Raw genomic sequence first — 13,252 nt, forward strand, 5'->3', positions numbered from 1 at the left:
AGGCATATCATATTATGGAAGCATTCCAGTAAGGTATGTGCAGAATGAGGGTGTTGATATAAGATACCGGTTTGCCTTTATACCATGCACTAAGTGCAGCGATGATTTCCATGAAATCCATCCTGACGGAATTAAATATGTGGCAGCCGAAATATATAATACATACAGAAAACCCGTAATAATAACGGAAAACGGTATTGCAACAGAATCAGATGATAAAAGATGCGATTTCATTAAACATACATTAATAGCCCTGCATCAGGCAGTTAAAGATTATCATATAAATTTAAAAGGATATTTTTACAGATCGCTTACAGATACCTATGAATGGGCACATGGTTTTTCATATAAATATGGGATTTTAAATGATAACATAAACTTTAAGGATACAGGGTCCATGGATTTATACTCAAATGTGGCAAAAAATAATGGAATAGAGGATGAAAAATACCGTGCATATGAATAAAAAATAAATATAATCTTTAACTTATTAATTATGAACATCATAGAATACATTAAAACAGATGAAATAAAGGGCATAATAAAAAATATAATGAATGCAAAATTTGTGCTGGAGATGCAGGATGGGTCATTAAGTGATGATAAATTCAAATATTACCTTATTCAGGATGACATATATTTAAAATATTATAAGGAGGCCGGAACAAAAATAAAAAATAATACAAAGAACAATGGCATTATAGAACTCTATGATGCAATAGGTTCCGATGAACCGGTGTTTCATCTTCAAATGCTGGATAAATTTGGAATAAAAAAGGAAAATATAACTGAGGATTTAATTAATTATACAACATATTCTTATATAAATCATTTAATAAGATGGTCAGAGGATTCAGATTATAACGGCATGCTGTCAATGCTTCCATGCCAGTGGTCCTATGAGTACATAGCGGAAAATTCAAATGTTAAATCTGATAAATACTCATTCTGGTTTGACTTTTATAAATCTGATGGTTATATAAAAATCACGGCAAAATACTTTGATATACTAAAAGATCTGGAATTAACCGGGATGCAGAAAAACATCTTTAAATTTGGATTATTATATGAATTAAATTACTGGATATGCAGTTATAATGGAATATAAATATGGCTTTGGCATTAACCACTGGATGATTGAAGATACTCTTAATTATCTATATAATTTAAAGAGAAATGGAATTAAACTGGATTTAACAGCCACAAGGCTGTTTGCGGAATATAATGGCAATCCTCAGGATAATTACAGAAGCATACACATAGCGGGAACAAATGGAAAGGGTTCAATTTCATCATACATTTATAATATATTGAGGCAGAAAAATAATACAGGACTTTACACATCACCACATTTAATAGATTTTAATGAAAGAATTGTATTTAACCGCGAATTAATCACTGATGAATATATAAAAAAATTTGTTGACAATAACAAAAATTATATAGAGGAGATGGCAAAAGAATACAGAAATCCAACCTTTTTTGAGACCACAACGGTTATGGCATTTAAATATTTTTCAGACAAGCATGCAGATTATGCTTCAGTTGAGGTTGGCCTTGGGGGGCGTCTGGATTCCACAAATATAATAAATCCCGAGGTAAGTGTGATAGCCCAGATAGGCTATGAGCATTACAGAATACTTGGCTGCTCATTAACATCAATTGCATATGAAAAGGGTGGAATAATTAAGGAAACAAAACCTGTTGTACTGCTTGACGATAAGCCCGAGGTTGTGGCCGAGATTAAAAAACTTGCAGCAGTGAGAAAATCAAAATTAATCCGTGTATCTGAATACTGCACTGTTAAAGATCTTGAATATGATATGGAAAAAATAAAATTTACTGCAGTTACTCCTGATGGCAGCTATAATATAGACGCAAAAAATTCAGGGCTGTTTCAGGTTAAAAATATCTGCACTGCAATAGCAGCCGTGAATTCACTTGAAAATCCTCCAGATATAAATACAGTTGAAAGGGGAATATATGAAAGCAGATGGCCCGGCCGGTTCGAGATTGTTGACAGCCATCCGCTGGTTATTTTTGATTCCGCACATAACCCGCCAGCTGCAAATGCACTTGTTGAATCATACACAAAAATCATAGGTAAAAAACCTTTACTTGTTATAGGCATGCTCTCAGACAAGGATGTTTTCTCATACCTTTCTGTCATGAGCCGTTTATCAGACAGTGTTATATTTACAACGCCTGATGAACCAGAAAGGTCCATACAACCCCAAAACCTTAAGGAATTATCAGGCAATCTGTTTAAGAACATCACTGTTATTGATGACCCTGTTAGGGCATATGAACATGCCATTAAATCATCAGACTATATACTTGTGACCGGATCTATGTATCTTGTCGGATTTTTAAAAAAATATATAGGTTCACCAGCAGCACCATTTATCTAAGAATAAATAAATAGATAAAACAGTCAGTAACTAACCCAGTTAAAAAATATTTTTGTATATCCAATACATAGCTATTTTATTAGCTGATATTTATGGACAACCCTTTTATTAAATACAGTAAAACAAGCGATTACGTTATAGGCGACCTTAAAAAATTAAGCAGTTCATATATACCCGACAACTTTCCACACAGGGAAAGGCAGATAAATGAAATTGCAAAAATACTAAGCTCAATTATTAACGGGGGAATTGCATCAAATATACTTATATATGGAAAATCCGGATCAGGAAAAACATCCTCAACATTGTATGTTACATCAATGCTCTCCGAGGCTGTTTCAGGAAATTTAAACTCAATTTATATAAACTGTGAAATCTATGATTCACAGTATTCCATACTTATAAATATAATAAACTCAATAAATATTGGTGAAACACAGGTGCCCTCTCTTGGACTTCCACTGGATCGCGTTTATTTTGAATTAATTAGAAGATTAAAAAAATCAGGAAAATATACAATAATAATACTTGATGAAATAGATAAATTAATCCAGAAAAATGGCAGTGATGCACTTTATGTTATACTTAAGGTTATATCTGAGGTTAACGCATCGATTATAGGAATTACAAATGACTCATCATTTGTTAACAGGCTTGATGCCCGGGTCCAGAGCAGGCTTAATCAGGAGAGCATAATATTCCCGCCATACAATGCAATTGAACTAAGGGATATACTCAATTTTAGGGTATCCGGGATTATTAAAAGGGAATTTATAGATGATTCTGCCATTAATTTATGTGCCGCACTTGGTGCACAGGAACATGGAGACGCCAGAAAATCCATAGATTTGTTAAGAATAGCCATAGAGAATGCACTCAGGGAGGGTAGGGATCTGGTAACAGCAGATGATGTATACCGTGCCAGGGATAAATTTGAGATGAATATATTAAAGGAATCAATAAAAACCCTGCCAATACATTCAAAAATGGTACTTTTAAGTGCAGCATTAACACAGGAAACAGACTCAGATCTTACAGTGACCGGTGAAATATATGAAAATTACAAAAACATTAGCACCGAGCTTGGTTTTCAACCATTAACAATGAGAAGAATATCAGACCTTTTAACTGACCTTGAGGATCTTGGCCTTCTCTCAACAAATACCAGAAGCCTTGGGAGATATGGTAGAACCAAATTTATTCGTGTTATGGGGTCAATAGAAAATATAAAATCATACATTATGGAAGATCCGGCATTTATAAACTTCCAGGGTTCCAAAATAGTTAAGCAGACCAAACTGAGAACCAACTTCGACTCATATTTCGACGGGTTAAATGAGAACAATAATAAATAATGAAAATTTTTAATAAACATATGACAATATACAATCATGTTTAAGGTATTCGAAATCTCAAAGGAAAACAGAAATATTATAGACGAGGTTCTTAACGATGATGTTCTTGGCAGGCAATCAGTTCAGTACAAGGATGGCGCAGAATTTGGATATGATTCATCATATATACTTTTGATTGAGGGTTCTCCAGATATTTTTGAGAGGGTAAATTCAATACTCAATGGAAAATCTGAAGAAATTGGCGGGAAAAAGGCCGAAAAAATTTATGAGAAAATAAAGGAGGACGAAAACAATTCAAAGGAAGGCATGGGATTTATTTTTGGATGAAAAATGTTAATTATTACTGGCATGCCGGGTGCCGGCAAGGATGAATTTGTTAAGGTTGCCAGATCCATGGGCTTTGTGGATGTCCACATGGGCAATACTGTGAAAAAATATGCATTAAAAAATAATATTAAGCAGGATGATTCATCAATAGGTAAGTATGCATCAGCAGAGCGTGAGCGTTTTGGTATGGATATATGGGCAAAAAGAACAGCCGAGGACATTAGGGAACCGGACATAACAATAGTTGATGGTTTAAGAAATTGTGAGGAGCTTGAATATTTTAAAAAGCATTTTGATAATATAATAGTTATAGCTGTATTTGCAAATGAATCAGAGAGGCTTGAAAGAATCCTTAAACGTGACCGCGAGGATGATGTTAAAAGTCAGGAGGGCCTTCGAAAGAGGGATAGCAGGGAGCTGTCATGGGGAATAGGCAAGGTAATATCACTTGCAGATTACATGATTGTAAATGATTCAACCCTTGATGAATATCATAAAAATGTAAGAATTCTACTGAATGATATTATAAACAGGCACGCTGAAATAAAGAAAAAACTAGTCAAATAATTTTTTTGTGTAATTATATATGGCCTTAAAAAAATATTCACCTGTACCTTTTTCATGCACATGGCCGTCAGGCATCATCTGAAAATTATAGTAAACACGTTCGGGATGTGGCATCAGACCTATTACATTGCCATTTTCGTTTGATATTCCGGCTATGTCCATTACCGAGCCATTGGGATTCCATGGATATCCTGATCCGGTTCCATCAGGATTTGTGTACTTAAATAATATCTGATCATTTTGTAAAACCTCATCAAGTATATTTTCATTTTTGAATAAAACGCGTCCCTCAAGATGTGCCACAGGAACCTGCATTATCCTGTCCCTAAATGCACTTTCAAATATTTTATTTCTGGATGTGTAATTAAAATATGTATACCTGCATTCAAACCTGTTGGATTCATTTACTGCCAGAACCATGGATCTTTCCATTTTATTTCCTGTATCAGGAAGCATGCCAAGCTCACTAAGAACCTGAAATCCATTACATATTCCAAGAATTACCCTGTTTAAATCATTAAATTTCTGGAGGTCTCTTATATATGCCCTTAGCCTCGCGGCAAATATGGCACCCGCCCTGATATAATCACCGGCAGAGAATCCACCCGGTATTAATAAAACATCATAATCCAGAAGATTTTTTCTACCTGAATTTAAATCGAAAATATGTATGTAATCCGGTATAAAGCCAGAACGCTGGAGGGATAAATATGCTTCCTCCTCGTTATTTGTCCCCTCCATTCTGAGGACTCCTGCCCTTAAACCGTCACTTTGCACTTTTTATCTCCTTTGATTTAACTCTAAGACCGGTATAACCGCATTTTCTGCATCTTTCGGCCCTTATTGAGTTCCTTGCGTAGCATCTCATGCATATCTTTTTATTTAATCTTCTCTCTACTGCTTCTGGAAAAGGCATAAAATCACAAGGCTTAATCAAAAAAGAATATTTTAACTTTGTTATAAAAATTTAAAAAAGTTATTTTTATCTTTCAAGCTTCATTTCACTCTTTGCACCCTTATCCTCTATGTTCTTAAATCTGGGTGCAAGTTTTTCAAGTATTCTTGGAAGTGCTGTATATTCCATGTCCTCATCAGGAAGCCTATGAGGCTCAAATACGCCCATCTTCCTTATGTAGTTTGCCATCTGAAGGGCCTCTGTTCTTGCAAAGTCAAATGCAACATCGTTAAACATATCTACAGGCCCATGAAGCTTTCCATCCTTTAACACAAAGCCCATGGCAGCAACCCTTGGTGGACCATCAAATCTGGTCATCATTGAGTTATTTAATCCAACAGGCATTATGGGTCCATTAAATGATCCACGCATCCAGCCTGATACAAGATATGAGTTTGCAAATGGTTCAAGTGCCTCACCTGATGCAGGAAGACCGGACTGTATTCTCACTATGCCCGCTGGGTCATCCTTTCCCACGTATTCACCGGCTATAAATGATAATTTATCAGTGGTTATAACTGCAACATTTTCGTCCGGGAGCTTGCTGTGTGTTTCCTTTGTAAATACCCTTTTAATTACATATTTCCCCTTTGAACCTATAAGTGCAAGGAGATCATATGTATCCTCAGGCAGGGACATTATTACCTTCTTTCCGTTGTATATATCCCAGACCTCAAATTTGAATCCCATGTGCATATTCGGGTCTATTACCAAACCCGGGGTGTTAAAAGGATCCCCAAACATTTTATATATTGGGTAATTAAATGCTCCAGGCTCTGTCTTATCCATCATGTAAACTATGAATGGCTCTGCCTTTCTTGGTGTAATTTCGAGTTCTGCGACTCCTGGCCCCATGCCCTTTATATTTCCTGAAAATGCATCCTTTAGCAAGTCCTGACCGGCACCATACAAGCCCGCCTCCTTTGCCACCTCTGTACCGGCCTTGAAGGCGTTCCATGCGAGTTCATGTATTTCAGGGTTATCAGCACCCATTTTATGTACCATGGTTATCTGTATGTCATCACCTATATGTGATATATGGTAATCAGAAATAAGAGATTCCCCATTTTCCTTTATGTATTTATCAACAGCATTAACCACCGGCTCATATACAACAGTGTGCCCTGGTAAGCTTCCAATATCTGCCTTTATATGTGATATGGTTGTCTTCATGCTTAATATATTGTTAACATACTTATTAAATTTTTTGTTATAAATCGTAACTGTTTTTAAATAAATATTCAGTGCATTTTCCCATTTATAAAAAAATACTAAAAAACTTTAATTATATTTTATAGCATTTTTGCATAATTAATGCTGATGGCAATGCCGGATTCCTTTATCATTCTTGCAATGAAGCCATTAACACGGTAATTAAAAAAATCACCGAAATAATAATTGCCAACCCTTATAATGTTTGCAAAATTATTCGGCTTATATTCCAAATCCTCACCCATTGCATTTGCCATGGCCCTTATGCCTGATGACCTTGCTATAATTGCAGACATGGGTGTGAATGTGTTTTTAATGGCCATGGAATCACCGCATGCATAAACATCATCATAATCAACAGATCTTAAATAACTATCAACAACAATTTTTGAATTTAGGGTTGTTATGTCAAGATCATTAAGCAGTAAATTTCCAGTGAGCCCTCCTGCAAAAACAGAAACATCAGATTTAAAATCACCAGCATCGGTAATTATGGAATCTTTTTTAACCTCAATAACCTTTGTGTTAAAAAGAACATCAACACCGAGTTCAGAAAGTTTTTTTAAGGCTATTTCATGATACTCATTCTTTAAGCCCTGCAATAATCTTTTTCCCGCCTCTATTATTTTTATATTCACTCCATGTAACGACCCTGCAAGTTCGACACCCAAGTAGCCGCCGCCTATTATTGTAAGATTTTTTGCATTCTTAATTGAATCTCTCAATTTAATGGCATCACTCAGCTGGGCCATTGGGTATATGTACTGTTTACCCTTTAAAAATGAATAATTCTGTGATTTTCCAAGAGCAACTATTAACTTATCGTATCCAATTTTTCTTTTTTTTGTAATCACCTTCCTATTTTTAAAATCTATATCCATAACCTCATCATATACATCTGCATTTCTTTTTATTACAGCAAATTTTTGATCCATGCCCGAGGCAACATCAATTAACCTTGGAAATACAGTCATTAATTCAGATTTTTCAACAAGCATGGCATCCCTGTTATAAGTTTTCGCGGCCACGCCCGCTATGCCTCCACCAATAATTACAATTTTTTCCATAAACGGTAAATCAGAAAGCATTAATAATTTCTTTTAATGTCTGGTATACATCCACAGATTTTTCTATAACTGTACCTGTAACTATTATATCCGCACCGGCAGATAAAACATCATGGGCGGATTCATAATCCCTGATGCCACCACCAACTATTAACGGAATTTTAACCTCCCTTTTAATCCTTGATATTACATTTTCAGAAACATGTGTTGGTGAACCAGAACCCGATTCAAGGTAAAGCAATTTAAATCCAAACATCTCTGCGGCCAGTGCATAGGAAAGTGCTGTCATTTCATCATCCCTTTTTATAAGCATGGCATTTCCAACACGCCCAACAGTCATGCCCGGGTCAAAGATCAAATATCCCATTGAAATTGTTTCAATACCAAGTTTTTTAAGTATTATTGATGACCTTACCTGATGGCCAATTAAGAATTCATTGCTCTGGGAATTCATCAGCATCATATAATAAATGGCATCGGCCTTCTTGCTTATGCTCTCACTGGAACCAGGGAATATTATTATTTTTTTATCTGTTACCTTTTTAATTTCTTCAATTGTTTTGTCAATTAATGCTGGGTAAACCTTTGTAGACCCGCCTATCATAAAAAAATCTGTTCCAGCCTTATCAGCCTTCTGTGCAATACTTGCTGCCTTTTCAACATTTTGTGAGGCGGGATCTATTAATGTCATATGCACCTTTTTGCTTTTTAATTTTTCAAGTATTTCTGAATAAACGCTCAATTAATACCACCCAGGAGAAATGAAAACATGCCGAATATCATGGCTATTTTAGACACCTTTTGACCCTCTGATACACTTTTTCTCATTATAACCACACTGTATATAAATATAAAGTCATCTATAATAACTGCATATAAATAGTACACAGAAAGAATTTTAATAAGATATGGAACAGCAGATATTGATACTGTTATTCCAACAAAAACGGTGGATAATATTTTTGCATTCCCTATACCATATTTTTTTGGGAATGTCATTCTGTCCTGATCTCCCTTTATATCCTCTATGTCCTTCATAATTTCCCTTGAAAAATTTGAAAAAAATGCTAGCAAAAAAAGAAGTGTCATTTTTAGTAATGAATCTGTTATTACACCACCAAATAAAAAAATCATGCCTATCAGGAGGCTTATGGTAAAATTTCCTGTCAGTCCAAGTTTTTTGGTTTTAAACTCATAACTTACCAGAAGCATTTCTGCAATAAAAACTATAAGCGATATCCTATATGATATAAATGATGATACAATTATTGCAATAATGAAAATTATAATCGATGCTGTGAGGGCAGATTGCCTTGTAATTTTTCCAGATGGCAATGGCCTGTCAGGGTGATTAATTTTATCTGTGTTGAGATCACTTATATCATTTATAATATTCCCTGCGCCTGTGACGAGGAATACACTTATGGCCCCAAGTGTTAGTGGTACCAAAAATTTATAAAACATAACATTTACAGCTATAAATCCGATAATATATATTGAAAAAAATCCCATTAAAGCGTTAACAGGTCTTAATATCCTTATCCATGGATTCATTTAATGGTTATGCCTAACTATATGAAATATTTTATTATGCTCTTATTTATTTTAACATGTAACTAATATATAAAAAATAACATTTATTATATTTAATGTAATTACTATTCAATGAATGACCCGGCATCAAAATATTTTAAGTGCACAGATCGGGAAAGAGCCATATTTGAGGCCGGGATAAAACTTGGCGCCATATATCATCAGTATACAGGTATTCCGGTAAATGAATCAAACATTGAATATATCCAGAAGGCAATAGAAAGCGCTACAATGTTACAGCCCTTTGTGGAAAATGTAAAAGTAAAAATAAATCTAAATGCAGAAAATGATACTAAATTCAATTATAAATCTTTAAACGGTACCATGCTTGAGGTCGATTTGACTATAAATTATAACGGCAGCACTGCAAGGGCAAAAATGAAATATTTAAGGGATTTAAATTATCCGCTAATGTATCTGGAGGAATAAATATGGGAATAAAGGTTGGTATAACAGGGCCGGTTGGCTCCATAAAAAGTGAGGCGCTGGCAAAGGTTATGGAAATGCTTCAGAATGATGGCAAGGTTATTGAGGGCACCCTGATGTCTGAAAAATCTGAGCATGGTAAATTATACAGTTATTTTATTACTGATATACTTACAAAGAAAAAAATAGAATTTGCAAGGTATGACCTTGTATCAAGGGTAAAGGTTGACAAGCTGGGTGTTGATACAAAGGCCCTTGAGGAGCTCCTGATACCATCTCTTGAAAAGGCCCTTGAGGAGGCAGATATAATAGTTATTGATGAACTTGGAAAGATAGAAAATGCTACTAAAAATATAAAAAATGAAATAGAAAAGGTAATGAAATCGGAAAAAGAAATTATCATAACGCTTCATAAAAAATCAAGAAATCCCGTGTTACAGGAGTTCAGGGCATATGAGAGCGTCAGGGTCTTTGATATAACACCAATAAATAAAAATATACTTCCATTTAAAATAGTTAAGGTGCTTAATGGAGAGGAAGAATCAATTTAAATTAATACATGAGGGTGCAGTACAATTAAGGGTTCCATTAAATTATAATCTTAAGGGCCCGGGCACAGCACAGTCCGGGTTTTATAATGCATCACAGAAATTAAACAGGGATATTACATTATCATTTCTTAAAACATTTAAGCCACGCCTGGCCCTGGATGCATTTGGCGGAACCGGGGTCCGTGGGATCCGTTTTCTAAAGGAGGCTGGGATTAAAACAGTGATAACTGAATTAAACCGTGAATCCTTTGACATTATTAATCAGAATGCCCTATTAAATGGTGAAGACCCAGAGGTAATTAATGCGGACTTTAGATGTGTTATAAATAAATACCTTTTTGATTACATAGATATTGATCCATATGGGTCTGTAATACCATATATTGGCGATGCAATCATGGCAGTAAAAAACAGGGGATATATAGGTATTACAGCAACTGATTTAACAGCCCTAACAGGATCAATGCCACAAAAAACCTTAAGGAGATATAATGCATATATAAACAATGATGCATACAGGCACGAGTCCGGAATCAGGCTTCTCATAGCCAGTTTTGTCAGGGCTGCGGCAGCACAGGATAAAGGTGCCTTTCCCTTAATTTCATTATGGCACTCTCATTATTATAGAATAATTTTTAAAATATACTCATCAGCAAATAAGGCAGATGAGGCACTGGCATATATAGGTAAAATAAATAAAAATAAATCAATATCAGATATATACATGGATATGGATGAGGGGCCATTGTGGCTTGGCCACCTTCACGGTATTGATTTTAACAGCCTTATAAGAATTGACAGCCCTGAGCCAGAGTACCTTAAAATTCTGGACAGAATGAAAAATGATGATTTATCATTAATGTTCTTAAATCTTCCTGATATATTTAGGGCAAAAAAGATTAATTCAATAAAAATGGAGGACGCCATAAGAATACTGAATGATAATAATATAAGGGCTGGCAGGACACAGTTTTCAGATACCGGCATAAAGGCCGATGCAGATCTAAGGGAGTTACCAGAACTATTGATTTCTTAAGATGTTCTTTTCCTTTTCAAGGACAAACTGTCTTACATCTATATTATTGTCTGATAATACTGTAATAATTGCAGTTTCAATATCTATGTACCTCATATTTTTGATGAGTTCCTTTGCACGCACAATTGCCTCCTTTTTTGTCATTCTGCCTGATGAAGCCGCCGTATCAAGAAGCCTGTCTATCAATGGTCTTTCACCGGAATCCATGAAAAGCCTGTCAGGGTCAACGGTAAAATCCAGTGGAACTATTACACCATCGGAGTTAAAATTTGGTATATACTTTCCATTTTTTTCCACAAGAAGTTTATCTTTTAAACAGCCCTCTATAAACCTGTCTATTAAATCCGGAGGTATTAAAGCCCTTTTAAATGATAATGATGTTAAAAAATCGTTTTTTGTGTACCCCTCCAGTTTTTTGGCTGCCACTATGGCAATTAATTTTCTGGCATCGTCCTTATTCATTATATGATAATAATATTATTTTATTAATGTTTATCCTGTAAAATATCTATATCCCTTTTTATCATGTTTATTACATTTTTTATTGTTTCCTGAACCATATTTTTATCATTGCCTGATGCGGATACCTCAATTTCAAGAACCGGCGATTTAATCTCATTGCCCTTTGGGTGTGTCTTTATATAAACCATATCACCATAATCTTTCATCAAATTTTTTATATATGGTGCCAGGGAGCTTTCCATAATTCCATTTACGGTAAAGGATTCATCAAGATAAACATAATTTTTTATTCTTATTTTCTCAATAAAGTTGTTCATTATTGATTCAACCTCCCTGGGAACCCCTGGAAGGATAATGTACTTTTTATTATCAATTTCCATGTACACCCCGGGGGCCGTGCCAGCATCATTTTTAAGTGGTATTGACCCCTCAGGAATTATTGCCATTTTCTCTCTTTCAGGGGTTATCTTATCAAATTTATTTTTTATCATGTTAAATGCAGTTTCATTAAGCTTTAAATTAAGATTAAATGCCCTTGCAAAACCAGTTAATGTCATATCGTCATAGGTTGGTCCAAGACCTCCGGATGATATAATAAGATCACCATAGGCGGCAGCATTTCTGAATGCAGCTGCTATTGCATCGAGATTGTCTGGAACTATAATGCCGAGTGATACATTATATCCAGAAAATGTAAGCAGCTTGCCTATAAATGAAAAATTTGTATTAACTGTCCTCCCCTTCAAAATTTCATTGCCTATTGTAATTATAACAGCCTTCATAAATTATTATTATAATAAAATATATAATTGTATAGTAAATTCATTGGGGTATAAAATAAATAAATTCTGCCATCTGATACCCTTGCACATACCAGTATGTCAAAAATTGAATATTTTAATTAATTTGCCTGAATAAGAGATGACATTCCACAGATTAAATATGCCCTATTGCTGCATGTTCTTGAAAATTGAATCATATATATTTTCTTCCTTTTTATTATCGTCCCTTTCATTTGCTATTTTTTTTATTTTTTCCGAGTCTATATACCACTGATTTATCCTCCATGTTTTTCCCTTTATTATGGATATTTCCTCCCTGTGTGTTGAAAGTATACCGCTTTCCTCTAGATTATAAAAAACATCACGTTCTGATGGTGATAGCACATTATCCAGTACATAATCGTCATAACCGAAAAATGATAATATAAAATCACATAGATCCTCCACATCCCTGCTGGACATGCCCTTTTTACCATATATGTTGTCCAGCGCCTTTAATAATTCATTT

The 13,252-nt window shown here is 34.8% G+C and carries 18 protein-coding genes; 9 read left to right on the forward strand and 9 right to left on the reverse strand.

The features are described 5' to 3' along the window. From QXW15_RS07160 to QXW15_RS07185, 6 genes are all read left to right on the forward strand, one after another. The coding region (locus QXW15_RS07160; RefSeq protein WP_342790226.1) for a family 1 glycosylhydrolase at positions 1 to 466 on the forward strand (466 nt) is incomplete at its 5' end. A 30-nt stretch (positions 467 to 496) separates the two neighbouring features. Beyond that, positions 497 to 1,108: a TenA family protein gene (locus QXW15_RS07165; protein WP_048101529.1), complete on the forward strand. Its 612-nt coding sequence runs from the start codon at positions 497 to 499 to the stop codon at positions 1,106 to 1,108. Further along, positions 1,098 to 2,411, forward strand: coding sequence for a folylpolyglutamate synthase/dihydrofolate synthase family protein (locus tag QXW15_RS07170; RefSeq protein ID WP_231563416.1), 1,314 nt, complete (start codon positions 1,098 to 1,100; stop codon positions 2,409 to 2,411). Before QXW15_RS07165 ends, QXW15_RS07170 begins: the two co-directional genes overlap by 11 nt. A 92-nt stretch (positions 2,412 to 2,503) precedes the next feature. After that, on the forward strand, positions 2,504 to 3,766 hold the full coding sequence (locus QXW15_RS07175) for an ORC1-type DNA replication protein (protein ID WP_048101528.1): 1,263 nt from the start codon (positions 2,504 to 2,506) through the stop codon (positions 3,764 to 3,766). A gap of 36 nt (positions 3,767 to 3,802) precedes the next feature. Continuing rightward, positions 3,803 to 4,093, forward strand: a complete 291-nt coding sequence (locus QXW15_RS07180) for a hypothetical protein (protein ID WP_048101527.1) — start codon at positions 3,803 to 3,805, stop codon at positions 4,091 to 4,093. A 3-nt stretch (positions 4,094 to 4,096) separates the two neighbouring features. Further along, on the forward strand, positions 4,097 to 4,660 hold the full coding sequence (locus QXW15_RS07185) for an AAA family ATPase (RefSeq protein ID WP_342790227.1): 564 nt from the start codon (positions 4,097 to 4,099) through the stop codon (positions 4,658 to 4,660). Here the strand turns inward: QXW15_RS07185 and purQ are convergent. From purQ to QXW15_RS07215, 6 genes are all read right to left on the reverse strand, one after another. Then, on the reverse strand, positions 4,649 to 5,437 hold the full coding sequence (gene purQ / locus QXW15_RS07190; RefSeq protein WP_082180449.1) for a phosphoribosylformylglycinamidine synthase subunit PurQ: 789 nt from the start codon (positions 5,435 to 5,437) through the stop codon (positions 4,649 to 4,651). The two genes, QXW15_RS07185 and purQ, sit on opposite strands and share 12 nt — an antisense overlap. Then, positions 5,427 to 5,576 carry a 50S ribosomal protein L40e gene (locus QXW15_RS07195; RefSeq protein ID WP_048101525.1) on the reverse strand — a complete coding sequence of 50 codons (150 nt, stop codon included), beginning with the start codon at positions 5,574 to 5,576 and terminating at the stop codon, positions 5,427 to 5,429. Before QXW15_RS07195 ends, purQ begins: the two co-directional genes overlap by 11 nt. A gap of 66 nt (positions 5,577 to 5,642) precedes the next feature. Next, complete coding sequence (fbp, locus tag QXW15_RS07200; RefSeq protein ID WP_054964215.1) at positions 5,643 to 6,788, reverse strand: fructose-1,6-bisphosphate aldolase/phosphatase; 1,146 nt, start codon at positions 6,786 to 6,788, stop codon at positions 5,643 to 5,645. Positions 6,789 to 6,907: 119 nt separating this feature from the next. Continuing rightward, positions 6,908 to 7,894 carry an NAD(P)/FAD-dependent oxidoreductase gene (locus tag QXW15_RS07205; protein WP_048101821.1) on the reverse strand — a complete coding sequence of 329 codons (987 nt, stop codon included), beginning with the start codon at positions 7,892 to 7,894 and terminating at the stop codon, positions 6,908 to 6,910. 10 nt (positions 7,895 to 7,904) lie between these two features. Continuing rightward, positions 7,905 to 8,636, reverse strand: a complete 732-nt coding sequence (locus tag QXW15_RS07210) for a geranylgeranylglyceryl/heptaprenylglyceryl phosphate synthase (RefSeq protein ID WP_342790230.1) — start codon at positions 8,634 to 8,636, stop codon at positions 7,905 to 7,907. After that, the gene (locus QXW15_RS07215; protein WP_048101523.1) at positions 8,633 to 9,448 is read right to left on the reverse strand and encodes a UbiA family prenyltransferase; all 816 of its coding nucleotides are present in this window, start codon (positions 9,446 to 9,448) and stop codon (positions 8,633 to 8,635) included. The genes QXW15_RS07210 and QXW15_RS07215 overlap by 4 nt, the downstream gene beginning before the upstream one ends. 111 nt (positions 9,449 to 9,559) lie before the next feature. Here QXW15_RS07215 and QXW15_RS07220 point away from each other — a divergent pair, with 111 nt between their 5' ends. The 3 genes from QXW15_RS07220 to QXW15_RS07230 are packed head-to-tail and all read left to right on the forward strand — an operon-like array spanning position 9,560 to position 11,500. Next, on the forward strand, positions 9,560 to 9,916 hold the full coding sequence (locus tag QXW15_RS07220; protein ID WP_048101522.1) for a dihydroneopterin aldolase family protein: 357 nt from the start codon (positions 9,560 to 9,562) through the stop codon (positions 9,914 to 9,916). 2 nt (positions 9,917 to 9,918) lie between these two features. Beyond that, a complete protein-coding gene (locus tag QXW15_RS07225; protein ID WP_048101521.1) occupies positions 9,919 to 10,464 on the forward strand; it encodes an NTPase in 546 nt (181 codons plus the stop codon). Beyond that, entirely contained in the window at positions 10,442 to 11,500 is a 1,059-nt protein-coding gene (locus QXW15_RS07230; protein ID WP_287950521.1) for a N2,N2-dimethylguanosine tRNA methyltransferase, read from the forward strand. The genes QXW15_RS07225 and QXW15_RS07230 overlap by 23 nt, the downstream gene beginning before the upstream one ends. On the opposite strand, the gene QXW15_RS07235 is transcribed toward QXW15_RS07230, so the two are convergent. From QXW15_RS07235 to QXW15_RS07245, 3 genes are all read right to left on the reverse strand, one after another. Continuing rightward, on the reverse strand, positions 11,486 to 11,962 hold the full coding sequence (locus tag QXW15_RS07235; RefSeq protein ID WP_048101519.1) for a DUF2240 family protein: 477 nt from the start codon (positions 11,960 to 11,962) through the stop codon (positions 11,486 to 11,488). The genes QXW15_RS07230 and QXW15_RS07235 overlap by 15 nt on opposite strands. 23 nt (positions 11,963 to 11,985) lie before the next feature. Beyond that, positions 11,986 to 12,744: a nicotinamide mononucleotide deamidase-related protein gene (locus QXW15_RS07240; RefSeq protein ID WP_048101518.1), complete on the reverse strand. Its 759-nt coding sequence runs from the start codon at positions 12,742 to 12,744 to the stop codon at positions 11,986 to 11,988. A gap of 165 nt (positions 12,745 to 12,909) precedes the next feature. Continuing rightward, on the reverse strand, positions 12,910 to 13,252 hold a 343-nt coding region (locus tag QXW15_RS07245), incomplete at its 5' end, for a DUF6015 family protein (protein WP_342790232.1).

This window comes from Acidiplasma sp. (assembly GCF_038728925.1).
GTDB classification, from domain to species: domain Archaea; phylum Thermoplasmatota; class Thermoplasmata; order Thermoplasmatales; family Thermoplasmataceae; genus Acidiplasma; species Acidiplasma aeolicum.

Bases quoted from the DNA above. Each gene is read 5' to 3' on its own strand.
- QXW15_RS07165 (WP_048101529.1), top strand. From the start codon at position 497: ATGAACATCATAGAATACATTAAAACAGATGAAATAAAGGGCATAATA.
- QXW15_RS07170 (WP_231563416.1), top strand. From the start codon at position 1,098: ATGGAATATAAATATGGCTTTGGCATTAACCACTGGATGATTGAAGAT.
- QXW15_RS07175 (WP_048101528.1), top strand. From the start codon at position 2,504: ATGGACAACCCTTTTATTAAATACAGTAAAACAAGCGATTACGTTATA.
- QXW15_RS07180 (WP_048101527.1), top strand. From the start codon at position 3,803: ATGTTTAAGGTATTCGAAATCTCAAAGGAAAACAGAAATATTATAGAC.
- QXW15_RS07185 (WP_342790227.1), top strand. From the start codon at position 4,097: ATGTTAATTATTACTGGCATGCCGGGTGCCGGCAAGGATGAATTTGTT.
- QXW15_RS07195 (WP_048101525.1), bottom strand. From the start codon at position 5,576: ATGCCTTTTCCAGAAGCAGTAGAGAGAAGATTAAATAAAAAGATATGC.
- fbp (WP_054964215.1), bottom strand. From the start codon at position 6,788: ATGAAGACAACCATATCACATATAAAGGCAGATATTGGAAGCTTACCA.
- QXW15_RS07205 (WP_048101821.1), bottom strand. From the start codon at position 7,894: ATGGAAAAAATTGTAATTATTGGTGGAGGCATAGCGGGCGTGGCCGCG.
- QXW15_RS07215 (WP_048101523.1), bottom strand. From the start codon at position 9,448: ATGAATCCATGGATAAGGATATTAAGACCTGTTAACGCTTTAATGGGA.
- QXW15_RS07220 (WP_048101522.1), top strand. From the start codon at position 9,560: ATGAATGACCCGGCATCAAAATATTTTAAGTGCACAGATCGGGAAAGA.
- QXW15_RS07225 (WP_048101521.1), top strand. From the start codon at position 9,919: ATGGGAATAAAGGTTGGTATAACAGGGCCGGTTGGCTCCATAAAAAGT.
- QXW15_RS07230 (WP_287950521.1), top strand. From the start codon at position 10,442: ATGGAGAGGAAGAATCAATTTAAATTAATACATGAGGGTGCAGTACAA.
- QXW15_RS07235 (WP_048101519.1), bottom strand. From the start codon at position 11,962: ATGAATAAGGACGATGCCAGAAAATTAATTGCCATAGTGGCAGCCAAA.
- QXW15_RS07240 (WP_048101518.1), bottom strand. From the start codon at position 12,744: ATGAAGGCTGTTATAATTACAATAGGCAATGAAATTTTGAAGGGGAGG.